The sequence below is a fragment of the Pseudoxanthomonas beigongshangi genome, from assembly GCF_016820515.1.
GTDB classification, from domain to species: domain Bacteria; phylum Pseudomonadota; class Gammaproteobacteria; order Xanthomonadales; family Xanthomonadaceae; genus Pseudoxanthomonas_A; species Pseudoxanthomonas_A beigongshangi.
This window is the reverse complement of record NZ_JADHDV010000001.1, coordinates 141,265-164,768: the sequence shown is the minus strand read 5'-3', so window position 1 is coordinate 164,768 and position 23,504 is coordinate 141,265. Positions and strand designations below refer to the sequence as shown.

The window sequence follows — 23,504 nt, the reverse complement described above, 5'->3', positions numbered from 1 at the left end:
AATGATGCCGACAGCGGCGTCAGCGCGCGCCGCGTTCGACCGGACGCGCCGGATCGGCGATCCAGCCGCTCCAGGAACCCGCGTAAACGCGCGCGCCCGACAGGCCGGCGTGTTCGAACGCCAGCAGCAGGTGGCAGGCGGTCACGCCGGAACCACACATGAGCACCAGATCATCCGGCCGCCTTCCGGCCAGCATCGGCGCCAGTTCGGCATGCAGTTCCGCGGCGGGTTTGAACTTGCCGTCGCGCAGGTTGGCGCCGAAAGGACGATTGAGCGCGCCGGGCACGTGGCCGGCCACCGGATCGATGGGCTCAACCTCGCCACGGAAACGCTCGGGCGCGCGGGCGTCGACCAACCAGCCACTGTCCTCGTCGAGGCGCCGGCGCACTTCGTCGGCGTCGGCGATGAGCCGCGCATCGAATCCGGCGGGATACGCCGGGAGGGCGTTGATCCGGGGTGGTTCCGCGGTCTCCGACAAGCCGCGCGCGCGCCACGCGGCGAGGCCGCCATCGAGCACCGCCACCTGACGGTGGCCCAGCAGCCTCAGCATCCACCACAGCCGCGCGGCGGCCATGCTGCCGTCACCGGCGTCGTACACCACGACCTGATGTTGGGGCCCGATGCCCCACTCGCCGAGGCGTCGGGCAAAAGCGGCATCTTCCGGCAGCGGATGCCGGCCCAGGCCGGAACGCGACAGATCGGACAGATCTTCGTTGAGATCGGCATGCACCGCGCCTGGCAGATGCGACTCCGCGTACGCCGTTCGACCGGCGCCGGGATCCATCAGGGCAAAGCGCGCGTCGACGATCCGCAGGCCGGGATCGTCCAGCGCCGCGGCCAATGCATCCACGTCCACCAGCGTCGTCCAGTGCATCACGCGCCCTCCAGTCGTTGCCTCAGGTTGTACAGGATCGCGGCGGTGGCGCCCCAGATGCGCTGGCCGGGCCAACCGTACTCCAGCACCGCACGGCGACGGCCGCGATAGTCCACTTCCACCCGACGCAGATTGGCCGGCGCCATCAGGTAATCGAGCGGTACTTCGAACACGTCTGCCACCTCGCCCGGTTCCGGGGTGGCGACGTAGGCCGGATCGATCACCGCGACCACCGGCACCACCCGGAAACCGCTGATCGTCGTGAAGGGATCCAGGAAACCCAGCGGCGCGATCTGGCTGGCGGGAATGGCCAGTTCCTCCCAGGTCTCGCGCAGCGCGGCGGCAACCACGCCCGCGTCTGCCGCCTCGATGCGGCCCCCGGGAAAGCTCACCTGCCCGGCATGGTGGCGCAGGCCATCGGTCCGCTTGGTCAGGATCACCTGCGTGCCCTGCGGGCGCGGCACCAGGCCGGCCAGTACCGCGGCTTCCGCCGGTTCGCCCGGCGGCAACAGGTCCAGCAATTCCTCGTGGTTCCAGCCGCGCGCGGTGGGTATGTGGTCCAGCGGGTGCAGCACGTGATGCAGGCGCGAGGCCTCGGGCAGGCGCTGCTCGAACGGCAGCTTGCCCTGCTCACGCGCGGGCAGCACCGTTTCCATCAGACGCAGGCGTTCGTCATCGTTCATTCGGGACCAGCGGGCGATCTCGGCGGTCGTGCGCAGACAGCCTTCGCACAGCCCGTCGTCACCCAGGGTACAGACGCCGATGCACGGGCTAAGCACGGCGCGAAAAGCGGAATTCATGAACCTTCATACCTGCGCAGCCTAGCGCGAAAACCGCGCCCGTGCCGCGCAAAACGCACTACGCCGGCCTGGGGCCGGCGTAGCGGGACTGCTGGGAAAAATCGACTGCTGGAATTACTTGGTGCTGAGCAGCTTGATTTCGAAAACCACCGCCACGTTCGGCGGGAAGCCCGTGCGCGGATCCGCGCCGTAGGCCTTGTCCGGCGGCAGCGCGACTTCCCACTTGGCGCCCGACGGCATCTGCAGCAGCACTTCGCGCATGGCCTGCATTTCGATCTCGCTGACCTTCACGTTCGGCATCTGCTGGGCGGGACGCGCCTCGGCCGGCTTCTGGCCGAACGGATACGGACCGGCGACTTCCAGGCTGACCGTGCTGGCCTGGGTCGGCTTGGCGCCGGCGCCGGCTTCGATCACGCGGTACTGCACGCCGCTGGGCAGCGACTGCACGCCCTGCTTGGCCTTGTTCTGGGCCAGGAACTGATCGCTCTTGGTCTTGTTTTCCGCGGCGACCTTGTCGTACTCGGCCTTGGCCTGCTGGGCACGCTGCTGCTCGCGCTTCTGGAACGCTTCCAGCGCGGGCTTGAGCTGATCGGCGGTCAGCGCCGGCTGCTTCTTGGCATACGCATCCTGGAGGCCCTTGATGACGGTGTTGATGTCGAGCTGCTCGCCGCGACCGGTCAGTTCCGCCAGGTTGTTGCCGTAGTCGTAGCCGAAGTAATAGCTCAACTTGCCTTTCTCGGACGTGGTGTCCTGAGCCAGGGCGCTACCGGCCATGGCGAATGCCGCGACAGCGACCACTAACGAACGCAACTTCATCAACGATTTCTCCAGGGTGGTGGTACAGGGCGGACGTACCGCCTCGAATGGACGCGCTAGGATAGCGGCCAGGGCGCTTAACCGCCACTGACAACCGCCGGCTACGACCGACGGGGCGGCCCAAGAGTTCAATTTCACTTAAAATTCACGAATTTACCGGGATTCCCGCGCATGTCCGACACCCCCGTTTCCGTCACCGACCAGGGCGCCATCCGGCGCATCACCGTCAACCGCCCGGACAAACTGAACGCGCTCAACGCGGCCACCCTGGACGCCCTGCTCGTGGCCTTCGAAGCGGCGGCGGCGGACCCGGCGGTACGGGTGGTGGTCCTGACCGGCGCCGGCCCCAAGGCGTTCGTGGCAGGCGCGGACATCGCCGAGATGTCCGCCCTGAGCGCGGTCGAGGGGCGCGACTTCTCCCTGCGCGGCCAACGCCTGATGCGGCGCATCGAAACCCTGCCCAAGCCGGTGATCGCGATGATCAACGGGTTCGCCCTGGGCGGCGGCCTGGAACTGGCGATGGCCTGCCACCTGCGCATCGCCTCGGACAACGCCAAGGTCGGGCAGCCCGAAATCAATCTCGGCCTGATCCCCGGTTTTGGCGGCAGCCAGCGGCTGCTGCGCCTGGCCGGCCGCGCGGCCACGCTGGAACTGTGCCTGCTGGGCGCGCCCATCAACGCCGAACGCGCGTACCAGTTGGGCATCGTCAACAAGGTGGTTGCCGCCGACGCGCTGGAAGCCGAAACCACGCAATGGGCCGAACAGTTGGCGCAGGCCGCGCCGCTGGCGCTGCGCGGCAACCTGGACGTCATCCACGTCGGTGGCGAATGCGCGATCGAGGAAGGCCTGCAGTACGAATCGGCGCAGTTCGGCCTGATGTTCTCGACCGAGGACATGCGCGAAGGCACGCGCGCGTTCCTGGAACGCCGCAAGCCGCAGTTCGCCGGCCGCTGAAACCTTCATGGGCGAGGCATCTTCCTCCATCTGCCGGCAGGCCGCGCGCGGGGAAAGCCTGCTGGCGTTGCTGGCGCGGGACGACCTGGATGCCGCCATCGACGCCGGACTGATGGACATCGCGCCCTGCTCCGCGGACTGCGCGTGCGTCACCCGGCTGGCACCCATCTGGGATGCCCAGCGCCGGCTGCGCACGGCATGGGAGGCGCGCGATCGCCATCGCGCGCGCCAGGCGCGGTTGCTCCGGCGTGCCGCCGAACGCGATGCCCGGCGCGTGCCGGCACCGGCGGCGCCGCAGGCACCCCGCCCGTCACTTCCCCCTTCCGCCGCCGCCATCCTGGCGCGCGCCAAGGCGCGTGCGGCGGGAAAAAGCGGTTCCTAGCCGCCGCACACCAAGCCCCTGGAACGCATGACAGAACGCCGCAAACGCCGCAGCCGCACCCTGAGCAAGGCCGAGGTGCAGGAACTGTTCTCGCGCCTGCGCGAACTCAATCCCAAGCCCACGACCGAACTGGAATACAAGACCCCGTTCGAGCTGCTGGTGGCGGTGACCCTGTCCGCGCAGGCCACCGACGTGGGCGTCAACAAGGCCACCCGGCGCCTGTTCCCGGTCGCCAACACCGCGGAAAAGATCCTGGCCCTCGGCGAGGAGGGGCTGAAGAAGTACATCTCGACGATTGGCCTGTACAACGCCAAGGCGAGGAACGTGCTCGCCACCTGCCGGATCCTGGTCGAGCAGTATGGTGGCGAGGTACCGCGCTCGCGCGAAGCGCTGGAAGCCCTGCCCGGCGTCGGCCGCAAGACCGCCAACGTGGTGCTGAACACCGCGTTCGGCGAACCGACCATGGCGGTGGACACCCATATCTTCCGCGTCGCCAACCGGACCGGCCTGGCGCCGGGCAAGAACGTGCGCGAAGTCGAGGATGGACTGCTGAAGACGGTCCCGGCCGAATTCCTGCACGACGCCCACCACTGGCTGATCCTGCATGGCCGCTATGTCTGCAAGGCGCGCAAGCCGGATTGCCCGCAATGCGTGATCCGCGATATCTGCCGTTATCCGGACAAGACGGTGGCGGATTGAGGGGGAAGGCAACGATGCATCGCGATGGCGACGGCTTGCCGTGTGCGGCAAGCTGCATGACGGCTATCGGAAGCTGACGGGCGCCCCGGGCGACGTTGGGCGCCTGCCGTCTGCCAGGAGCGAGTCCCCCTCGGTCCCCCTTTTTCAAAGGGGGAGGCACAGCCGAGCTTTTACCGAATCCCGGCTTTCAACGGCCGCACGGCCGATCATCCCGAATCCCCAATCCCGGCCCCCAACCGCCATCAAACTGTCATCCCGACGAAATAAGACAGCGTTGTAACAATAACGCAACTTTTACCAACTAGCCTGCGCAGCGTCTTCCACACCTGCCCCAAGGGCTAACCCATGAAACTCTCCCGCAGCACCCTGACTCTCGCACTGCTGGCCGCGGTCGCGGCGCCTGCCGCCCAGGCCGAGATTCCGATCGACGTGATCGGCGGTTCCGAAGTCTCGTTCGAAGGCCTGGTCCAGGCGGACTTCTACAAGTTCGACACCGACACCATCGACTACGGCGCCGATTCGTCTTCGGATCTGGATGGCGACGACTACTTGAACGAACTGCGCCGCGCCGAACTCGTGCTCAAGGGCAAGGGCCCGGGCAACATCGAGTGGGTGCTGGGCTATGACGCCAAGGACGACAAGTTCCTGGACGCCAACGTCAAGTACAAGATCGGCGGCAACGCCAACCACTTCCTGCAGATCGGCCAGTTCAAGCAGCCGGGCGCCACCCTGGAAGAGCTGTCCAGCACCAAGAACAACGACTTCATCTCCAAGTCGTCGATCACCAACTCGCTGGGCACCCCGCGCCGCCTCGGCCTGCAGTACAACATCGGCGACGCCAACTGGGGCGTGACCGCCAGCTTCTTCGGCCGTGAACTGACCCGCAACCGCGAACATGGCGGTGGCTATTCGGCCCGCGGCTACTGGGCGCCGATCAACGAGGCCGGCAGCATCCTGCACCTGGGCCTGTCGTACACCGACAAGGACACCGATGGCGACGTGATCCGCCTGCGCGCCCGTCCGATGGCCGACATGGTCCCGACCCGCTTCGTCGACACCGGCAGCAGCGGCCTGCGCGCCAGCGACCGCAGCAGCGTGCTCGGCGCCGAAGCCATGTGGGTGAACGGTCCGTTCAAGCTGCAGGGCGAATACATGAAGACCGACGTCAAGCGCTACGGCAGCTTCGACGACTACAGCGGCGACGGCTTCTACGTGTCGGGCCTGTGGAACATCACCGGCGAGACCTGGGGCTACAAGGCCGGCGTGCCGACCACCGGCCTGCCGAGCGACCCGACCAAGGGCATGTGGCAGCTGGGCCTGCGCTACGACACCATCGATCTGACCGACGGCGCGGTGGTCGGCGGCGAGATGGACAGCTGGACCGCCGGCGTGAACTGGTACTGGCGCTCCAACTTCAAGTTCATGCTGAACTACGTCGCGGTCAAGCAGGAGAAGGGCGTGCTGAAGGACGACCCGAACGTGGTCGAAGCCCGCCTGCAGTTCTACTGGTAAGCCGGAACGATCCCGAACGGGATTCGCGGAGGGCGCGGCGCAGGCCGCGCCCTCTTTCGTTTTGCGGGAGGGGGGACCGGGGGAGCGCGGGTATTGTCGGGAAAAGCTCGCGCCGGGACGGCGCGAGCTCTTGGCCTCCGTACAAGGGGCTCCCCGACCGGCTGAGGCCCCCGGTCGCCTGTCATCCGGCTGTCATGAAGGCGACATGGCGCTGTCACGCAAACGTCGTGAAATGCACGCCGACGGCACACCGTGCCGCTACGCCACTCCCAGGAGCCATCCGTGTTCAACTCGTTCAAGACCCGCGTCGCCGTGCTGGCCATCGCCGGCGCGCTCTCGGCCCAGGCCGCCGCTGCCGACGTCACCGGCGCCGGCGCGTCGTTCGTCTACCCGGTCATGACCAAGTGGTCGGCCGACTACGCCAAGGCCACCCAGAAGAAGGTCAACTACCAGTCCATCGGTTCCGGTGGCGGTATTGCCCAGATCAAGGCCGGCACGGTCGACTTCGGTTCGTCCGATGCCCCGCTGAAGCCGGACGAGCTGGCCAAGTTCAACCTCGCCCAGTTCCCGTCGGTGATCGGCGGCGTGGTGCCGGTCATCAACGTGCCGGGCGTGCCCTCGGGCGCGCTGAAGCTCGACGGCGACCTGCTGGCCGACATCTTCCTGGGCAAGGTGAAGATGTGGAACGACCCGCGCATCGTCGCGCTCAACGGCGGCGTGCAGCTGCCGGCGCAGAAGATCACCGTCGTCCACCGTTCCGACGGTTCGGGCACCACCTTCAACTTCGTCAACTACCTGTCCAAGGTCAGCGGCGAGTGGAAGAGCCAGGTCGGTGAAGGCACCTCCGTGCAGTGGCCGACCGGCATCGGCGGCAAGGGCAACGAAGGCGTCGCCGCGTACGTCAAGCAGATCAAGGGTGGCATCGGCTACGTCGAACTGTCCTACGCGCTGCAGAACAAGATGGCCTACTCGCGCCTGAAGAACGCCGCCGGCAACTACGTGCTGCCCAGCGACGAGACCTTCTCGGCCGCCGCCGCCAGCGCCGAATGGGGTACCGCCAAGGATTTCTACCTGGTGATGACCAACGCCCCGGGCGCCAATTCCTGGCCGATCACCGCGACCAACTTCATCCTGGTCAGCAAGCAGCCGAAGAACCCGGCCGGCACCAAGGCCACCCAGGAATTCTTCAGCTGGGTCTACGCCAACGGCGACGGCCAGGCCAAGGCGCTGGACTACGTCCCGCTGCCGGATCCGCTGGTCAAGCAGATCGAAACCTACTGGTCGCAGAACCTGAAGTAATCCTCTCCCCGATCCCGGCCGCGTACCCCTCTCTCCCGCGCGGTCGGGATCCCCTCTCTCAAACCAACTGGCATCTTTGTCCAAGCGGGCCTTCTGGCCCGCTTTTTTTATGCCGCGGGAAATCTCCCTTGTCGGCGGCGGGAGCGGCCTCCGGCCGCGAGCTTTTCCGCGCCAATCGGAGGACCCTGCCTCACCCCATCCAGGGTCACCGGGTACCGACCAGGCGGCGGGTCGGAAGAGCTCGCGCCGGGGACGGCGCTCCTACCTCCCGGTCCGTGGCGAGTGCCGGAAATCCGACGCCGGCCACAATGTCATCACGCTGTAACAAAAACATCATTTCATAGCCGGCATGACACAAACCGCCCACGTTATGGAGCCCGCCATGTCCTTCGCTTCGCCGGTCCGCCTCGCGGCCCTCGCCGTCGCCGCCACCCTGTTCGTCGCCGGCTGCAAGCCCGCCTCCGACGCCCCGGCGGCCTCCGGCACCACGCCTGCCGGCCAGGACGCCGGCACCGGCGCGGCCAAGGTGACCGCCGAGATCACCGGCGCGGGCGCCTCGTTCATCTATCCGCTGATGGCCCGCTGGTCCAGCGACTACAACCAGAGCACCGGCGCCAAGATCAACTACCAGTCGATCGGTTCCGGCGGCGGCATCGCCCAGATCAAGGCGGCCACGGTCGATTTCGGTTCCTCCGACAAGCCGCTGTCGCCGGAAGAACTGGCGCAGGCCGGCCTGGGCCAGTTCCCGTCGGTCATCGGCGGCGTGGTTCCGGTCATCAATGTCGCCGGCATCGAGTCCGGCCAGCTCAAGCTGAGCGGCCCGGTCCTGGCCGACATCTTCCTCGGCAAGATCACCACCTGGAACGACCCGGCCATCGTCGCCCTCAACGCCGGCCTGAAGCTGCCGGCCGAGAAGATCAACAGCGTGCACCGCTCCGACGGCTCGGGCACCACCTTCAACTTCGTCAACTACCTGTCCAAGGTCAGCCCGGAGTGGAAGAGCAAGGTGGGCGAAGGCACCTCGGTGAACTGGGCCGGCGGTGTCGGCGGCAAGGGCAACGAGGGCGTGGCCGCCTACGTGCGCCAGCTGAAGAACTCCATCGGCTACGTCGAACTGGCCTACGCCGAGCAGAACAAGATGGCCTACGCCTCGCTGCAGAACGCCGCGGGCAACTTCGTGCAGCCGACCGCGGAAAGCTTCGCCGCCGCCGCCGCCAGCGCCGACTGGGCCGGTGCCAAGGACTTCAACCTGGTGATCACCAACGCGCCGGGCGCGGACGCCTGGCCGATCACCGCGACCAACTTCATCCTGGTCTACAAGCAGCCCAAGGATGCGGCGCGCGCGAAGAACACGCTGGACTTCTTCAAGTGGGCCTACGAACAGGGCAAGCCGCAGGCCGAACAGCTGGACTACGTGCCGCTGCCGCCGGAACTGGTGAAGCAGGTCGAAGCGTACTGGGCGGCGGAAATCAAGCTCTGATCCGTGCCCCGCGCGTGGCCGCCTGACCGCGGCCACGCCTCCCCCCACGCAACGCCGGCCCGGACTTCCCGACCGCATGAATACCGCCGCCCTCCCCGCTTCCCTGGTCGATCTGCGCACCGCCCGCGACGCGCGCGCCGATCGCCTGTTCCGCTGGACGCTCACCGCCGCCGGCCTGTTCGTCCTGATCTCCCTGATCGCCGCCGCCTTGTCGATGCTGTGGGGCGGCCGTGAAGCCCTGCAGACTTTCGGCCTGGGCTTTTTCACCAGCACCGAATGGAACGTGGGCACGCGCGAATTCGGCGCGCTGGTACCGATCTACGGCACCCTGGTCAGCGCCACCATCGCGATGGTGATCGCGGTGCCGGTCAGCTTCGGCATCGCGCTGTTCCTGACCGAGGTCGCGCCCACCTGGATGCGCGGGCCGGTCGGCATGGCGATCGAACTGCTGGCTGGCATCCCCTCGATCATCTACGGCATGTGGGGCCTGTTCGTGCTGGCGCCGCAACTGAGCGAATACGTCTATCCTTGGATTGACGAGAACCTGGGCCAGATTCCCGGCATCGGCCTGCTGTTTTCCGGCCCGCCGCTGGGCATCGGCATGCTGACCGCCGGCCTGGTGCTGGCGATCATGGTCATCCCGTTCGTGTCTTCGGTGATGCGCGAAGTGTTCCTGACCGTGCCCGGCCGGCTGAAGGAATCGGCCTACGCGCTCGGTTCGACCCGCTGGGAAGTGATGTGGGACATCGTGCTGCCCTACACCCGTTCGGCGGTCATCGGCGGCGTGTTCCTCGGCCTGGGCCGCGCGCTCGGCGAGACCATGGCGGTGACCTTCGTCATCGGCAACGCCTACGCGATCAGCGCGGCGCTGCTGGAACCGGGCACCTCGATCGCTGCGACCATCGCCAACGAATTCGCCGAAGCCACCGACCCGCTGCACCGCGGCTCGCTGCTGCTGCTGGGCTTCACCCTGTTCCTGCTGACCTTCATCGTGCTGGCCGCCGCCCGCCTGATGCTGCGCCAGCTCGCCAAGCGCGAGGGCAACTGACATGTCCGCCTCCCTGTACACCTGGCGCAAGGTCAAGAACGTCATCGCGCTGACCCTGTCGATCGCCGCGGCGATCTTCGGCCTGATGTGGCTGGTCTGGATCCTGTGGACCACGATCACCAAGGGCCTTGGCAGCCTGAACCTGGACCTGTTCACCATGATGACGCCGCCGCCGAATGAACCCGGCGGCCTGCTCAACGCCATCTTCGGCAGCGTGGTGATCAGCCTGCTGGCGATCGTGCTCGGCACGCCGATCGGCATCGCCGCCGGCACCTACCTGGCCGAGTACGCCAACAAGCATTGGCTGGGCGAGACCATCCGCTTCGTCAACGACATCCTGCTGTCGGCGCCGTCCATCGTGCTGGGCCTGTTCATCTACACCGTGATGGTGGCGCAGATGGGACACTGGTCCGGCCTGGCGGGCGCGGTCGCGCTCGCCTTCATCGCCCTGCCGGTGATCGTCCGCACCACCGACGAGATGCTGCGGCTGGTGCCGCAGCAGATGCGCGAAGCCGCGCTGTCGCTGGGCGTGCCGCAATGGAAGGTGACCACCCAGGTGCTGCTGCGCTCGGCCCTGCCCGGCGTGGTGACCGGCGTGCTGCTGGCGCTGGCGCGCATCAGCGGCGAAACCGCGCCGCTGCTGTTCACCGCCTTCAACAACCAGTTCTGGAGCACCGACCTGATGCAGCCGATGGCCAACCTGCCCATGGTCATCTACCAGTACGCCATGAGCCCGTACGACTCCTGGAACTCGCTGGCCTGGGCCGGTGCGTTCCTGGTGACCGCGCTGGTGCTGCTGCTCAGTCTGTTGGCCCGGACCATCCTCCTGCGAAACAAGGTGACCCATGAATGACGTGGCCCGTATCTCGGTCGCGACCCCGCAGCGCGAAGTCGAGGCCGGCGCGCCGGCCCGCGTGAAGCTGGCGGCCAAGAACCTGGATTTCTACTACGGCGGTTTCCATGCCCTGAAGGGCATCAACCTGGAGATCCCGGAAAAGCGGGTCACCGCGCTGATCGGCCCGTCCGGCTGCGGCAAGTCGACCCTGCTGCGGATCTTCAATCGCATCTATTCGCTGTACCCGAAGCTGGAAGCCAAGGGCGAGGTGCTGCTGGACGACCAGAACATCCTGGATCCCAAGTACCCGATGAACCGCCTGCGCAGCAAGGTGGGCATGGTGTTCCAGAAGCCGGTGCCGTTCCCGATGACGATCTATGAAAACGTCGCCTACGGCATCCGCCACCACGAGCGCATCGGCCGTGCCGACATGGACGTGCGCGTGGAGCAGGCCCTGCGCCAGGCGGCGCTGTGGGACGAGGCGAAGGACAAGCTGAAGCAGAGCGCGCTGGGCCTGTCCGGCGGCCAGCAGCAGCGCCTGTGCATCGCCCGCGCGGTCGCCCTGCGTCCGGACGTGATCCTGCTGGACGAGCCGACCTCGGCGCTGGATCCGATCTCGACCAGCAAGATCGAACAGCTGATCGAGGAGCTGAAGCAGGACTACACCATCGCGATCGTCACCCACAACATGCAGCAGGCCGCGCGTGTTTCCGACTACACGGCCTTCATGTACCTGGGCGAGCTGATCGAGCACGATGCCACCGCGACGATCTTCTCCAAGCCCAGCAAGCAGCAGACCGAGGATTACATTACGGGACGTTTCGGATGAAACGCCCCGCGGGATTGGGGATTCGGGATTGGGGATTCGCAAGCACGACTCCCCGCCCCTCCCCGCTCCCGTCCGCTCCTGCCAATCCCGAATCCCCAATCACCAATCCCGGCCCTCATCCATGAACACCCAACCGCACGAGCACATTGTGAAAAGTTACGACGAAGAACAGCGCCGGCTGGTGGCCGAGATCGTGCGCATGGGCGAGATCGCCGTGGCGCAACTGGAAGCCGCCCTCGATGTCATCGAACGCCGCGACGACCGCGCCGCCCAGCGCATCATCGCCAACGACGAGGCCATCGATACGCTGGAACAGCAGATCAGCCATGACGTGATGCACCTGGCCCTGCGCGGCCCGATGGCGCGCGACCTGCGCGAGATTCTCGCCGGCCTGCGCATCCCGGCGGACATCGAGCGGATCGGCGACTACGCCGCCAATGTGGCCAAGCGCTCCATCGCCCTCAACGTCTCGCCGCCGATGCCGCAGATCACCGGTCTGCGCGCGCTGGGCAAGCTGGCCGCGCAGCAGGTGCGCGAAGTGCTGGTGGCCTACCAGAACAACGACGACGCCCACGCCCTGCAGGTCCGCGAACGCGACGCCGAACTGGACGCCCATTACACCGCGCTGTTCCGCGAGCTGCTGACCTACATGATGGAAGACCCGCGCAACATCACCCCGTGCACGCACCTGCTGTTCATGGCCAAGAACCTGGAACGCATCGGCGACCACGCGACCAACATCGCCGAGAACGTATGGTTCCTGATCCACGGCGACCAGCCGCTGCCGGCCCGCGACAAGCGTGACGAGACCAGCACCACCGGCGCGATCTGATCCCTGCTCCAGGGCTGAATAGCGGCTGACCCAATCCGGGGGCGGGCGAATCCTTTCGCCCGCCCCCGTTCTCTTTCCAGCTGGCGGACATGGCGCGGACGCGCGATGCTGACCGACGGAGAACGACGACGGATGAGTGGAGCAGCCATCGCAAGCATCGAGGACCTGATGGCCGCGCGCGCCGGCGACGCGGCGGCGTTGCAGCGCGTGCTGGCGATTTCGCGGCAGAACCTGCGCCGCTACGCGGAATACCACTGCGTGGTCAACGACGCCGAGGACGCCGTGCAGGAGAGCCTGCTGCTGGTATCCCGCCGGATCGGCGACCTGCGCGCGGTCGAGGCCTTCACTTCCTGGCTGTTCCGCATCGTCAAGCGGGAGTGCAACCGGCTCAAGCGCGGCCTGCGCCTGTTGACCGGAGAGGCGGTGACCGAGGACCTGCTGCCTCCCATCCATTTCGAACCGGTCGAACTCGGCCATGACGTCGCGCGGGTGCTGGAAACGCTTCCAGCCCACTACCGCCAGATCCTCCTGCTGCGCGACCTGGAAGGCATGACCATCGAAGAGCTTGCCGAACAGCTGCAGCTGACCCCGCAGGCGGTCAAATCCCGCCTGCACCGGGCCCGCGCGCTGGCCCGCGAATACCTCGGCGCAGACCCCACACTTCCCTAACAACGCCGGATTACACTGGCGCCCCCTGCCGTGCGGAACCCCCGCACCTCAACTGGAGAAACTGCAATGTCCAAGTCCAACCAGAAGCCCGTCGCCCTCGCCATGTGCACCGCGCTGGCCGGCGGAATCGTTCTCGCGGGTTCGGCTTTCGCGATGGAACCGCTCTCGCAGGGTTACCTGCTTGCCGCCCAGGATGCCAAGGCCGCCGATGCCAAGACGGCCGAGGGCAAGTGCGGTGAAGGCAAGTGCGGCATCGAGAAGGCCGACACCGACAAGGACGGCAAGGTCTCCAAGGCCGAGTTCGACACCGCCCATCCCGGCAAGAGCGACAAGTTCACCGCCATCGACACCAACAAGGACGGCTTCATCGATGCCGCCGAGGCCAAGGCCCATCACGAGGGCAAGTGTGGTGAAGGCAAGTGCGGCGGCGACAAGAAGGATGGCGCCAAGGCCGACGGCAAGGCCGCGCACGAAGGCAAGTGCGGCGAAGGCAAGTGCGGCGGCGCGGCCTGATCCGACCGGCCCGTGTTCCGTGCCCTCCCCCGTCCGGGGGAGGGTGATGGCCGGGCCACCGCTTCCCCGCTGCCGACGTGGTTTCCTCCCACCTGTCTCCCGCGCCCGTCTCCGCCGGCCTCGGCCTGCGCCGCGCGCTGCTGGATCAATTGCTGGCCGCCGCGCCCGGCGATTTCGATTTCCTCGAATGCGCGCCGGACAACTGGATCGGCGTGGGCGGACGCCTGGGCGAAGCGCTGGAACAACTCACCTCGCGCGTGCCGCTGACCTGCCATGGCCTGTCGCTGTCACTGGGAGGTGTCGAACCGCTGGACGATACCTTCCTGGCGCGCACCCGCCGTTTCCTGGATCGCCACCAGGTCGCGCTGTACAGCGAACACCTGAGCTACTGCGCCGACGATGGCCATCTCTACGATCTGATGCCGATTCCGTTCACCGAGGAAGCGGTGCACCACGTCGCCGCCCGCATCCGCCAGGTGCAGGACGCGCTGGGCCGGCGCATCGCGGTGGAGAACGTGTCCTACTACGCGGCGCCGTACCAGGCCATGGCCGAAGTCGATTTCGTCAACGCGGTGCTGGACGAAGCCGACTGCGATCTGCTGCTGGACGTCAACAACATCTACGTCAACGCGATCAACCACGGCTATGACGCGCGCGGCTTCCTTGCGCGCATGCCGTCGCGGCGCATCGCCTCGTACCATATCGCCGGCCACTACGACGAGGCCGACGATCTGAAGATCGACACCCATGGCGCCGACGTGAAGGAAGACGTCTGGACACTGCTGGCGGACGCCTATCGCCTGCATGGCGTGCGCCCGACATTGCTGGAACGCGACTTCAACTTCCCGCCGCTGGCGATGCTGCTGACCGAACTCGGTCGCATCCGCGACTTGCAGGCGCAGGCCGCGCCACGCGAGAGCGCGCATGGCTGAGCATTTGCGCGAGCAGCAGTTCGCGTTCGCGCGGCACCTGCGTGATCCGCAGCGGTATCCCGCGCCGCCCGGCATCGAGGATCGCCGCATGGCGATCTACCGGGATCTGTTCTTCAACAACATCGAAGGCTTGCTGGCCGGCAATTTCCCGGTCATCCGCCAGACCCTGGGCGATACGGACTGGCGCGCACTGGTACGCGGATTCTATGCGCGGCACCGCAGCCACACGCCGCTGTTTCCGGAGGTGGCGCGGGAATTCATCCGCTTCCTGCAGGATTGTCCGGTCCGCGAAGACGCGCCCTGGCTGGCCGAACTGGCGCATTACGAATGGGTGGAACTGGCCTTGCAGATCAGCGACGAGCCCGCGCCGCGCCATGATCCGGATGGCGATCTGCTGGATGGCATGCCCGTCACTTCGCCATGGGCCTGGGCGCTCGCCTACCAGTGGCCGGTGCCGCGCATCGGGCCGGAGTACCGGCCGTCGGTACCGCCAGCCACACCAACCCTGCTGCTCGTTCGCCGCGACTCGGACCACGCGATCCGTTTCGCGGATCTGTCGCCGCTGGTCTATCGCCTGTTCGAGCTGCTCGGCGAACGTCGCCTGAGCGGCCGCCAGACCCTGCGGCAACTGGCGGTCGAAGCCGGCGTGCCGGCCGATGACGGTTTCATCGCGCAAGGCGAGGCGATGCTGGTGCGGATGCGCCGCGAAGGCAGCCTGCTGGGTACCGCCCTGCCCGGCTGAGTTCGTCGCCGCGCGACCATCGGCTGCCCGCCGGTTTCGATATCGGGTACGACGCGCGGCATCGATCCGCATTCATCCGCGCGCAGCAAAAGCGTCGTCGCGCTCTGCTACCCTGTCGCCCATGAACGCCGCCGAGTTGCCCGCCACCACGCCCATGGCCCGCCGCTTCCGCGGCTACCTGCCGGTGGTGGTGGACGTGGAGACCGGCGGCTTCGACTGGAACCGCCACGCCCTGCTGGAACTGGCGGCGGTGCCGATCGAGCTCGACGAGAACGGCCTGTTCGTGCCCGGCCAGACCACCAGCGCGCACCTGCATCCCGCGCCCGGGCTGGACATCGATCCGAAATCACTGGAAATCACCGGCATCGTCCTGGATCACCCGTTCCGCTTCGCCAAGCCCGAGCGCGAGGCGCTGGATCACGTGTTCGCGCCGGTGCGCGCGGCGGTCAAGCGGCACGGCTGCCAGCGCGCGATCCTGGTCGGCCACAACGCGCATTTCGATCTCAACTTCCTCAATGCCGCGGTGACCCGGGTCGGCCACAAGCGCAACCCGTTCCACCCCTTCAGCGTGTTCGACACGGTGACCCTGGCCGGCGTGGCTTACGGCCAGACCGTGCTGGCGCGCGCGGTGCAGGCCGCCGGTTTCGAGTGGAGCGCCGAAGACGCGCACTCGGCGGTGTACGACGCCGAGCAGACCGCGCGGCTGTTCTGCAAGATCGCCAACGCCTGGCCTTCGCCGGTCTGATTCCTCGCCCGCGATGCGCCCGGCGCTTCTTCCAAGCCGGAGCATGCGATGTACGAAGCAATCCCGGGATGGCTGCATTACCTGCCCTGGCTCGGCTTCCTGCTGTACTGGATTGCCAGCGCGCGCGACACCAAGCCGGTCGTCCGCGCCGAGCCGCTGTGGCTGCGCCTGTGCGCCTACTGGTTGCCGCTGGCGCTCGCCATCGTGCTGCTCGGCCCCGGCGAATGGTTCGGCGACAGCCTGTTGCAGGAGCGGTTCGTCCCGAAGAACGTTTCGGTCAAAACGGTCGGCCTGCTGTTGACGCTGGCCGGGCTTGGCCTGGCGTGTTGGGCGCGGTTCCTGCTCGGCCGCAACTGGAGCAGCGAAGTGCAGATCAAGCGCGACCATGAACTGATCCAGGCGGGGCCATACCGCCATGTGCGCCATCCGATCTACAGCGGGCTCCTGCTCGCCTTCCTCGGCACCGCCATCGCGGTGGGCGACTGGCGCGGCCTGCTGGCCCTGGCCATCGTCGCCGCCTCGTTCTGGTACAAGCTGCGCCACGAGGAGCGCTGGCTGCGCGAACGCTTCGGCGAGCCTTATCTCGCCTACCAGCGTCGTACCCGCGCGCTGATTCCGGGACTGTTCTGATGACCGCTCGCCTGGACGCACGCCACGCCGACATCACCACCCTGGCGATGGACGCGATCGTCAACGCGGCGAACAGCTCGCTGTTGGGGGGCGGTGGCGTGGACGGCGCGATTCATCGCGCCGCCGGGCCGGCGCTGGTCGCCGAATGCCGCCTGCTGGGCGGCTGCAAGACCGGCGACGCGAAGATCACCGGCGGCCATCGCCTGCCGGCGCGGCATGTCATCCACACGGTGGGGCCGGTCTGGCGTGGCGGCGATCACGATGAAGCGGCGTTGCTCGCTTCCTGCTACCGGCGCAGCCTGCAACTGGCGCGCGCGCACCGCCTGCGCAGCATCGCGTTCCCGTGCATCAGCACCGGTATCTTCGGCTTTCCCGCGGAACCGGCCGCGCGCATCGCGGTCGACACCGTGCGGGTGGAACTCGCCGGGGAGGAAATGCCCGACCTCGTGCTTTTCTGCTGTTTCTCCGCGGACGACCTGGCGATCTACCGACGCCTGCTGGCATCCGGCTGATCCGCGCGAAGTCGCGGGTTGTCAGCCCTCGCCCGCGCCGGGCTCATGCACCGGCGCCCGCGCGGTCATCGCGGTGCCGGCGGAGGCCAGGATGATCGCGCCGATCGCCAGCCACTGCATTCCGCTGAGCTGCTCGTGCAGGAACAGCAGGCCGGACATCGCGCCGAACGCGGGCTCCAGGCTCATCAGCATGCCGAAGGTGCGGGTCGGCAGCCGCGTCAGCGCGACCATTTCCAGGCTGTACGGAATCGCCGTCGACAGCAGCGCGACCGCCAGCGCCACCGGCAACAACGCCGGCGACAACAGATCGGTGCCGGCATGGGCGATGCCGAACGGCACCGCGACCGCGGCGGCGATGATCGATCCCAGCGCCACGGTCTGCGGGCCGTGTTCGGCGCCGGCCTTCTGTCCGAACAGGATGTACAGCGCCCAGCACAGGCCCGCGCCCAGCGCATAGGCCATGCCGACCGGATCCAGCGCCTGCTCCTGCCCCTTCGGCAGCAGCATCAGCAGGCCGGCGACCGCCAGCGCGACCCAAGCCACGTCCCGCAGCCGGCGCGAGCCGAACAGCGCGACCGCCAGCGGGCCGGTGAACTCCAGCGAGATCGCGATGCCCAGCGGAATGGTTTCCAGCGCCTTGTAGAACAGCAGGTTCATCAGGCCCAGCGACGCGCCGTAGACCAGCAACGCCGGCCATTGGTCGCGCTGGACCCGTACCCGCCACGGCCGGAACGCCACCGCCAGCAGCACGGTCGCCACGCCCAGTCGCAGCGCGGTCGCGCCAGAGGCGCCCACGGCCGGGAACAGGCTCTTGGCCAGCGAGGCGCCGAGCTGGATGGACGCCATCGCAATCAGCAGCAGGCCAATCGGCAGCCACAGCGAGTGATGGGAGGAGGTACGGACGGTGTTCACGACATGACCTGCGATCGCCGGCCCCGGCTTGGGTCGGCGCTTGAGGAGGAGGATTAGGTGCACTATATTGCACAAGGGCAGCTTAACCGCTGTGCAACATATTGCGCAATTACTTCATGAGCGTTCTGGAACACGTCGCCGAAAATGTCCGCCGCCTGCGCCAGGCCGCGGGCCTGAGCCAGCAGGCCCTGGCCGACGCCTCCGAGGTCAGCCGGCGCATGCTGGTCGGCATCGAGTCGGGCGACGCCAACGTCAGCCTCAACACGCTGGATCGGATCGCCGAGGCGCTGGGGGTGAAGTTCGCGGATCTGGTCCAGGCGCCAGTCGGGGCCAGCCGCGAGCGCATCGAGGCGCTGGCCTGGAGCGGCCGCGATCCCGCCTCGCAGGCGGTCCTGCTGGCCAGCGTTCCGGCCCGCGGCGAAGTCGAATTCTGGTCCTGGACCCTGATGCCGGGCGAGCGTTACACCTCGTTCGCAGATCCGGCCGGCTGGCACGAGATGTTCTACATCATCGAAGGTTGCCTGACCCTGGAATTGCCGGAAGGCGAACAGCGGATCGACGCGGGCGATTTCTTCGTCTTCCCCAGCGATCGCGACTACGCCTACCGCAACGACGGCACCGTTCCGCTGCGTTTCGTCCGCAACGTGGTGCACTGAGCCCGCGGCGGAATCTCAGCGCGGGCGGATGCCGTACTTCGCCAGGATGGCCCGCACGCGGTCCAGCGGAATCGCCTCGACCGTCTGGCCATTGCCGTGCGTGGTGGTGGCCATGAACAGCGAGTTGTAGATCGCTTCCTCCACCGCCTCGGTGGTGGCCTGGAACACCGCGCTCATTTCGTCGTTGGCCAGTTCGGTGGTGGTGCGGCGAGGTTCGCCGAAGCGGCGGCGCACCGATTCGGCGGTGGAGAATGCCAGCGCATAGTCGCCGCTGCCATTGGAGGCCGAACTGCCGGTCCTGCCCAACCCCATCATCGCGCGGGAGGCAACCCGGCCGAGGTTGCGATCGCCCAGCGGCGCATCGGTGGCGATGATGAGGATGATCGACCCGTCACCGCGATCGTCGGCCAGCCCCGGATCCGGCAGCTTGGCGGCGACCGCTTCCTGGAAGGCGAACCGTTCCAGCTCACGGCCGACCGGCGCGCCCTGCACCTGCAACACGCCGCCGAAGTTGCTCTGCACCAGCACGCCCACCGTCCAGCCACCCAGCGAGGCCGGCAACACCCGCGACGAGGTTCCGATGCCGCCTTTCCAGCCGAAGGCGACCGTGCCGGTGCCGGCGCCGACACTGCCTTCCTGCACCGGTCCGTCACGGGCGCCGGTCAAGGCCTCGCGCACCGCCTCGGCCGTCACCGGTCGCGCGCGGATGTCGTTCAGGCCGCCATCGTTGGTCTCGCCCACCACCGGATTGATCGATTGCACCTGCAGCATGTCCGGTTGTTCCAGCAGCCACGCCGCCATCGCGTCGGCGGCCTTCCACACGCACAGCGTGCAGGTCAGCAGGATCGGGGTTTCCAGTTCGCCCAGTTCGTTCACCTGGGTGGCGCCGATGAACTTGCCGAAACCGTTGCCGACATGCAGCGCCGCCGGAACCCGCGAACGGTAGGCGTTGCCGGCATGCGGCAGGATCGCGGTGACGCCGGTGCGCACGCGCTCGCCCTCGCGCAGGGTCACCTGCCCCACCCGTACCCCGGCCACGTCGGTGATGGCGTTATGCGTGCCGGTGGGGAAGATGCCCGGCGCCACGCCCAGATCACGGGCGCGCACGCGTTCGGACGACTGCGCCGACGCGGCACAGGCAGCGGACATCAGCAGGGTGACGGCGAGCAGCCGCGCGAGGACGGAACGGAAGGGGCGCATGGTAGGCATGCGCGCCATCCTATCGTCTTCGCCGCCGACGCGGCTCAGCCCAGGCGCTGGCGAACCGCCTCGAACAGGGTGATGCCGGCGGCCACCGACACGTTGAGGCTTTCAATGTCGCCCGGCATCGGGATCTTCACCAGGCCGTCGCAGTGCTCGCGGGTCAACCGGCGCAGGCCATCGGCCTCGCCACCGAGCACCAGCGCGACGTTGCCACGCAGGTCGGTGGCGTACAGCGACGCGTCGGCTTCGCCGGCCAGGCCGTAGATCCACACGCCCTGCTTCTGCAGATCCCGCAGGCAGCGCGAAAGATTGGTCACCGCCACCACCGGAATCCGATCAGCCGCGCCGGCCGAGGTCTTGCGCACGGTCGCGTTGACCGTGGCCGACTTGTCCTTCGGAATCACCACCGCGGTCACCCCAGCCGCCGCCGCGCTGCGCAGGCAGGCGCCGAGGTTGTGCGGATCCTGCACGCCATCCAGCACCAGCAGCAGCGCCTTGCCTTCGGCCGCCTCGACCAGGCCTTCCAGTTCGTTCTCGTCCCAGGTTCGCGCGGCCGCATAGCGCGCGGCGACGCCTTGATGGCGCACGCTGCCGCCAACGCCGTCCAGCGCCTGCGCGGTCACACGGCGCACCTCGATGCCCTTGCGGCGCGCGTTCTCCTCGATCTCGGTCAGGCGCGCGTTCTTGCTGCCGCCCTCGACCAGGACCTCGCGCACGTTATCGGCATCGTTCTCGATGGCCGAGGCCACCGCGTTGACACCGACAATCCATTGGTTCTGTTTGCTCATTTTGATTGGGGATTCGGGATGAGGGATTCGGGATGGGGACACGTCCTGGAAGATCCGCGGCAAGCCACCAATCCCCAATCCCGAATCCCCAATCCCGGCTATTCAGTACGCCTGCTTCTTGCGCTTCGCCGGCTGGCCGCGCGGCGGGGGCGCCGGCACGCCCTGCTCCGCCTTGTCCTCGACCAGGCGGAAGTCGATCTTGCGCTCTTCCAGGCTGGCCTTGAGCACGATGATGCGCACGCGATCGCCCAGCCGGTACTGCTTGCCGCGGCGTTCGCCGGACAGGGTCTTGCGGATGGGATCGAAGTGGTAATAGTCGTGCGGCAGCTGGGTGACGTGGACCAGGCCGTTGACCTTGGATTCGTCCAGTTCGACGAACAGGCCGAAGCTGGTCACACCGCTGATGACGCCTTCGAACTGGCCGCCGATGTGCTTTTCCATCCACGCCGCGCGGTAGCGCTCGTCGACCTCGCGTTCGGCCTCGTCGGCACGGCGCTCGCGCTCGGAGCATTGCAGCGCCAGCGCGGCCATCTCGTGCGGCGGATACAGGTACTTGTCGGGCTTGCCGCCCTTGAGCGCGTACTTGATCGCACGGTGCACCAGCAAGTCCGGATAGCGCCGGATCGGCGAGGTGAAATGCGCGTACGCCTCCAGCGCCAGGCCGAAGTGGCCGACGTTGTCCGGCGCGTAGACCGCCAGGCTCTGGCTGCGCAGCAGCACCGATTCCAGCAATGCGGCATCCGGACGGTCGCGGATCTTCTTCAGCAGCCTGGTGTAGTCGCGCGGCTGCACCTTGCCCCAGGCCGGCAGGCTCAACTTGAATTCCTTGAGGAACTCCAGCAGATCCTCGAACTTGGATTCCGGCGGCTTCTCGTGGATGCGGTATGGCGCGGGAACGCGTTTCTGCAGCAGGTACTTCGCCGCCTCCACGTTCGCCGCGATCATGCATTCCTCGATCAGCTTGTGCGCGTCGTTGCGCTGGAGCATGCCCGCCTGGGTGACCTCGCCGCGGTTGTCCAGCACGAAGCGGACCTCGGAGGATTCGAACTCGATCGCGCCGCGCTGCTGGCGCGCCTTGGCCAGCACCTGGTACAGCTGGTGCAGGCGCTCGACCTGCGGCAACTGCGCGCCGACCTGGCGCTTCGCCTCCTCGTCGTCCAGGCCGACCGCGTTCCAGACCTGGGTATAGGTCAGGCGCGCATGCGAGTTCATCACCGCTTCGTAGAACTTGGAGCGGGTGACCTGGCCGTCGTGATCGATCTGCATGTCGCAGACGAAACACATGCGATCGACCTTCGGGTTCAGCGAGCAGATGCCGTTGGACAGGGTCTCCGGCAGCATCGGCACCACGAAACCGGGGAAGTACACCGAGGTCGCGCGCTTCTGCGCCTCGTCGTCCAGCGGCGTCCCGGGACGGACGTAATGCGACACGTCGGCGATGGCGACGATCAGGCGGAAGCCGGTACGGCTGGTCTCGCAGTAGACCGCGTCGTCGAAATCCTTGGCGTCCTCGCCATCGATGGTGACCAGCGGCACGGCGCGCAGATCCACGCGTCCGTCCAGCATGCCTTCCTCCACCACCAGCGGCACGGCGGTGGCCTCGGCCAGCACTTCCGGCGGGAACTCGTGGGGAATGTCGTGGCCGTGGATGGCGGCTTCCACCACCAGCGACGGCGTCAGCTTGTCGCCAAGCACCGCCAGAATCCTGCCGATGGGCGGACGCCGCGCGTCCGGCGGCTGGGTCAGTTCGCAGACCACCAACTGGCCGTCGCGCGCACCCTGGGTCGCGTCCGGCGGAATCTGCACGTTGCGTTGCACGCGCTTGTCATCCGGCGCCACGTAGGCGATGCCGGCTTCGAAACCGAAGCGCCCGATCAAGCGGGTCAGGCGGTGTTCGAGCACCCGCGCGATGCTGCCTTCGCGGCGGCCGCGGTGATCGATGCCGGTGACGTTGGCCAGCACGCGATCCCCGTGCATCACCTTGCGCATCTCGTACGGCGGCAGGAACAGATCATCGCCGCCGGCATCCGGGCGCAGGAAACCGAACCCGTCCGGATTGGCGATGACCACGCCGGCGACCAGGTCGGTCTGCTGCACCGGCGCATAGCCGCCGCGGCGGTTCTGCACCACCTGCCCGTCGCGCAGCATGGCCGCCAGGCGCTTGCCCAGCGCCTCGAAACGGTCCGGCGCGGTCAGGCCCAGCCGGGGGGCGATCTCTTCGGCCGTCTGCGGGCCGTCCGACGCTTCCAGCAGGCCGAGGATGGCCTCGCGGCTGGGAATGGGGTTGTCGTAGCGCGCGGCTTCGCGCGCGGCATGGGGATCGGTGAAGGAGGAGCCACGTCCGCCGGGCCGCGGGCCACGCCCGGGGGACGGTTTCGGCGCCGCGGCCTTGCCGCGCGACGGCGGCAGATCCGGCATCCAGGGTGGGAGCGCGGCCTTCTTGCGCGGACCACCCGATGCGGCTCCGGCGCCGCCCCTGCTGCCCTTTCCGGGTGCGGCCTTGCCGCCTTTCCTGCTTGTGTTTTTGCTCATGCGGCCATGTTACACCCCGCCTGAATGCCGGCCGTGAGAAAAACAACCGTTGACAAAGTCCGACGCGACCTCCAGAATTCGCGGCCTGCACACCTCGCCCAGGTGGCGGAATTGGTAGACGCACTAGTTTCAGGTACTAGCGGGTAAAACCGTGGAGGTTCGAGTCCTCTCCTGGGCACCACTGCAAACCGGCGGAATCCGCCGACACGAAACCCCGCTCCGGCGGGTTTTTTTGTATCTGTAACCATGACTTCCGCCACTGTCCCCGCCCTGGGGCGGCGCGTGAATGTGCGCTCTCCTCAGGGAGAGA

The 23,504-nt window shown here is 67.5% G+C and carries 25 protein-coding genes and 1 tRNA gene; 19 read left to right on the top strand and 7 right to left on the bottom strand.

Features of this window, described 5'->3' with window-relative positions:
• Window positions 1–19: 19 nt before the first annotated feature.
• From IQ458_RS00735 to IQ458_RS00725, 3 genes are all read right to left on the bottom strand, one after another.
• Window positions 20–874 (bottom strand): sulfurtransferase, encoded by an 855-nt coding sequence (locus IQ458_RS00735; RefSeq protein ID WP_203321600.1) that lies wholly within the window; start codon window positions 872–874, stop codon window positions 20–22.
• Window positions 874–1,674: a CoA pyrophosphatase gene (locus IQ458_RS00730; RefSeq protein ID WP_203321599.1), complete on the bottom strand. Its 801-nt coding sequence runs from the start codon at window positions 1,672–1,674 to the stop codon at window positions 874–876. The genes IQ458_RS00735 and IQ458_RS00730 overlap by 1 nt, the downstream gene beginning before the upstream one ends.
• A 114-nt stretch (window positions 1,675–1,788) precedes the next feature.
• Entirely contained in the window at window positions 1,789–2,490 is a 702-nt protein-coding gene (locus IQ458_RS00725) for an FKBP-type peptidyl-prolyl cis-trans isomerase N-terminal domain-containing protein (RefSeq protein WP_183643050.1), read from the bottom strand.
• 171 nt (window positions 2,491–2,661) lie between these two features.
• Here IQ458_RS00725 and IQ458_RS00720 point away from each other — a divergent pair, with 171 nt between their 5' ends.
• From IQ458_RS00720 to IQ458_RS00640, 17 genes are all read left to right on the top strand, one after another.
• Entirely contained in the window at window positions 2,662–3,444 is a 783-nt protein-coding gene (locus IQ458_RS00720; protein WP_203321598.1) for an enoyl-CoA hydratase/isomerase family protein, read from the top strand.
• A gap of 7 nt (window positions 3,445–3,451) precedes the next feature.
• Window positions 3,452–3,826, top strand: a complete 375-nt coding sequence (locus tag IQ458_RS19815) for a hypothetical protein (RefSeq protein WP_203321597.1) — start codon at window positions 3,452–3,454, stop codon at window positions 3,824–3,826.
• Window positions 3,827–3,853: 27 nt separating this feature from the next.
• Window positions 3,854–4,525, top strand: a complete 672-nt coding sequence (gene nth, locus IQ458_RS00710) for an endonuclease III (RefSeq protein WP_203321596.1) — start codon at window positions 3,854–3,856, stop codon at window positions 4,523–4,525.
• Window positions 4,526–4,870: 345 nt separating this feature from the next.
• Window positions 4,871–6,037: an OprO/OprP family phosphate-selective porin gene (locus tag IQ458_RS00705; protein WP_183643062.1), complete on the top strand. Its 1,167-nt coding sequence runs from the start codon at window positions 4,871–4,873 to the stop codon at window positions 6,035–6,037.
• A 282-nt stretch (window positions 6,038–6,319) separates the two neighbouring features.
• Window positions 6,320–7,336, top strand: coding sequence for a phosphate ABC transporter substrate-binding protein PstS (gene pstS / locus IQ458_RS00700; RefSeq protein ID WP_183643065.1), 1,017 nt, complete (start codon window positions 6,320–6,322; stop codon window positions 7,334–7,336).
• A gap of 382 nt (window positions 7,337–7,718) precedes the next feature.
• Window positions 7,719–8,816 (top strand): phosphate ABC transporter substrate-binding protein PstS, encoded by a 1,098-nt coding sequence (gene pstS / locus IQ458_RS00695; protein ID WP_225562209.1) that lies wholly within the window; start codon window positions 7,719–7,721, stop codon window positions 8,814–8,816.
• Between the two features lie 76 nt (window positions 8,817–8,892).
• Complete coding sequence (gene pstC, locus IQ458_RS00690) at window positions 8,893–9,864, top strand: phosphate ABC transporter permease subunit PstC (protein ID WP_183643071.1); 972 nt, start codon at window positions 8,893–8,895, stop codon at window positions 9,862–9,864.
• Between the two features lies 1 nt (window position 9,865).
• Complete coding sequence (pstA, locus tag IQ458_RS00685) at window positions 9,866–10,717, top strand: phosphate ABC transporter permease PstA (RefSeq protein WP_183643074.1); 852 nt, start codon at window positions 9,866–9,868, stop codon at window positions 10,715–10,717.
• Window positions 10,710–11,528 carry a phosphate ABC transporter ATP-binding protein PstB gene (gene pstB / locus IQ458_RS00680; RefSeq protein WP_183643077.1) on the top strand — a complete coding sequence of 273 codons (819 nt, stop codon included), beginning with the start codon at window positions 10,710–10,712 and terminating at the stop codon, window positions 11,526–11,528. The genes pstA and pstB overlap by 8 nt, the downstream gene beginning before the upstream one ends.
• A gap of 121 nt (window positions 11,529–11,649) precedes the next feature.
• Window positions 11,650–12,360 (top strand): phosphate signaling complex protein PhoU, encoded by a 711-nt coding sequence (gene phoU, locus IQ458_RS00675; protein ID WP_183643080.1) that lies wholly within the window; start codon window positions 11,650–11,652, stop codon window positions 12,358–12,360.
• Window positions 12,361–12,492: 132 nt separating this feature from the next.
• On the top strand, window positions 12,493–13,029 hold the full coding sequence (locus IQ458_RS00670; RefSeq protein ID WP_192197549.1) for an RNA polymerase sigma factor: 537 nt from the start codon (window positions 12,493–12,495) through the stop codon (window positions 13,027–13,029).
• Window positions 13,030–13,095: 66 nt separating this feature from the next.
• Window positions 13,096–13,542 carry an HvfA family oxazolone/thioamide-modified RiPP metallophore gene (locus tag IQ458_RS00665; protein WP_183643086.1) on the top strand — a complete coding sequence of 149 codons (447 nt, stop codon included), beginning with the start codon at window positions 13,096–13,098 and terminating at the stop codon, window positions 13,540–13,542.
• A 77-nt stretch (window positions 13,543–13,619) separates the two neighbouring features.
• Window positions 13,620–14,474 carry an HvfB family MNIO-type RiPP peptide maturase gene (locus IQ458_RS00660; RefSeq protein WP_425504621.1) on the top strand — a complete coding sequence of 285 codons (855 nt, stop codon included), beginning with the start codon at window positions 13,620–13,622 and terminating at the stop codon, window positions 14,472–14,474.
• A complete protein-coding gene (locus IQ458_RS00655) occupies window positions 14,467–15,216 on the top strand; it encodes an HvfC family RiPP maturation protein (protein ID WP_203321595.1) in 750 nt (249 codons plus the stop codon). Before IQ458_RS00660 ends, IQ458_RS00655 begins: the two co-directional genes overlap by 8 nt.
• A gap of 121 nt (window positions 15,217–15,337) precedes the next feature.
• The gene (gene rnt, locus IQ458_RS00650; protein WP_183643092.1) at window positions 15,338–15,961 is read left to right on the top strand and encodes a ribonuclease T; all 624 of its coding nucleotides are present in this window, start codon (window positions 15,338–15,340) and stop codon (window positions 15,959–15,961) included.
• 48 nt (window positions 15,962–16,009) lie between these two features.
• Window positions 16,010–16,591, top strand: a complete 582-nt coding sequence (locus tag IQ458_RS00645) for a methyltransferase family protein (RefSeq protein WP_183643095.1) — start codon at window positions 16,010–16,012, stop codon at window positions 16,589–16,591.
• Window positions 16,591–17,103 (top strand): O-acetyl-ADP-ribose deacetylase, encoded by a 513-nt coding sequence (locus tag IQ458_RS00640; protein ID WP_183643098.1) that lies wholly within the window; start codon window positions 16,591–16,593, stop codon window positions 17,101–17,103. Before IQ458_RS00645 ends, IQ458_RS00640 begins: the two co-directional genes overlap by 1 nt.
• Window positions 17,104–17,124: 21 nt before the next feature.
• On the opposite strand, the gene rhtA is transcribed toward IQ458_RS00640, so the two are convergent.
• The gene (rhtA, locus tag IQ458_RS00635) at window positions 17,125–18,015 is read right to left on the bottom strand and encodes a threonine/homoserine exporter RhtA (protein ID WP_328805016.1); all 891 of its coding nucleotides are present in this window, start codon (window positions 18,013–18,015) and stop codon (window positions 17,125–17,127) included.
• Between the two features lie 116 nt (window positions 18,016–18,131).
• Between rhtA and IQ458_RS00630 the strand changes: the two genes are divergently transcribed.
• On the top strand, window positions 18,132–18,671 hold the full coding sequence (locus tag IQ458_RS00630) for a helix-turn-helix domain-containing protein (protein WP_183643104.1): 540 nt from the start codon (window positions 18,132–18,134) through the stop codon (window positions 18,669–18,671).
• Between the two features lie 15 nt (window positions 18,672–18,686).
• On the opposite strand, the gene IQ458_RS00625 is transcribed toward IQ458_RS00630, so the two are convergent.
• The 3 genes from IQ458_RS00625 to rnr all read right to left on the bottom strand — a co-directional run bounded on the left by IQ458_RS00625 (window position 18,687) and on the right by rnr (window position 23,194).
• Window positions 18,687–19,880 (bottom strand): DmpA family aminopeptidase, encoded by a 1,194-nt coding sequence (locus tag IQ458_RS00625; protein ID WP_203321594.1) that lies wholly within the window; start codon window positions 19,878–19,880, stop codon window positions 18,687–18,689.
• 35 nt (window positions 19,881–19,915) lie between these two features.
• Window positions 19,916–20,662 (bottom strand): 23S rRNA (guanosine(2251)-2'-O)-methyltransferase RlmB, encoded by a 747-nt coding sequence (gene rlmB / locus IQ458_RS00620; protein ID WP_183643107.1) that lies wholly within the window; start codon window positions 20,660–20,662, stop codon window positions 19,916–19,918.
• 102 nt (window positions 20,663–20,764) lie between these two features.
• Window positions 20,765–23,194: a ribonuclease R gene (gene rnr / locus IQ458_RS00615; RefSeq protein WP_203321593.1), complete on the bottom strand. Its 2,430-nt coding sequence runs from the start codon at window positions 23,192–23,194 to the stop codon at window positions 20,765–20,767.
• Window positions 23,195–23,290: 96 nt separating this feature from the next.
• Between rnr and IQ458_RS00610 the strand changes: the two genes are divergently transcribed.
• A tRNA-Leu gene (locus IQ458_RS00610) sits at window positions 23,291–23,375 on the top strand.
• Window positions 23,376–23,504: the final 129 nt, after the last annotated feature.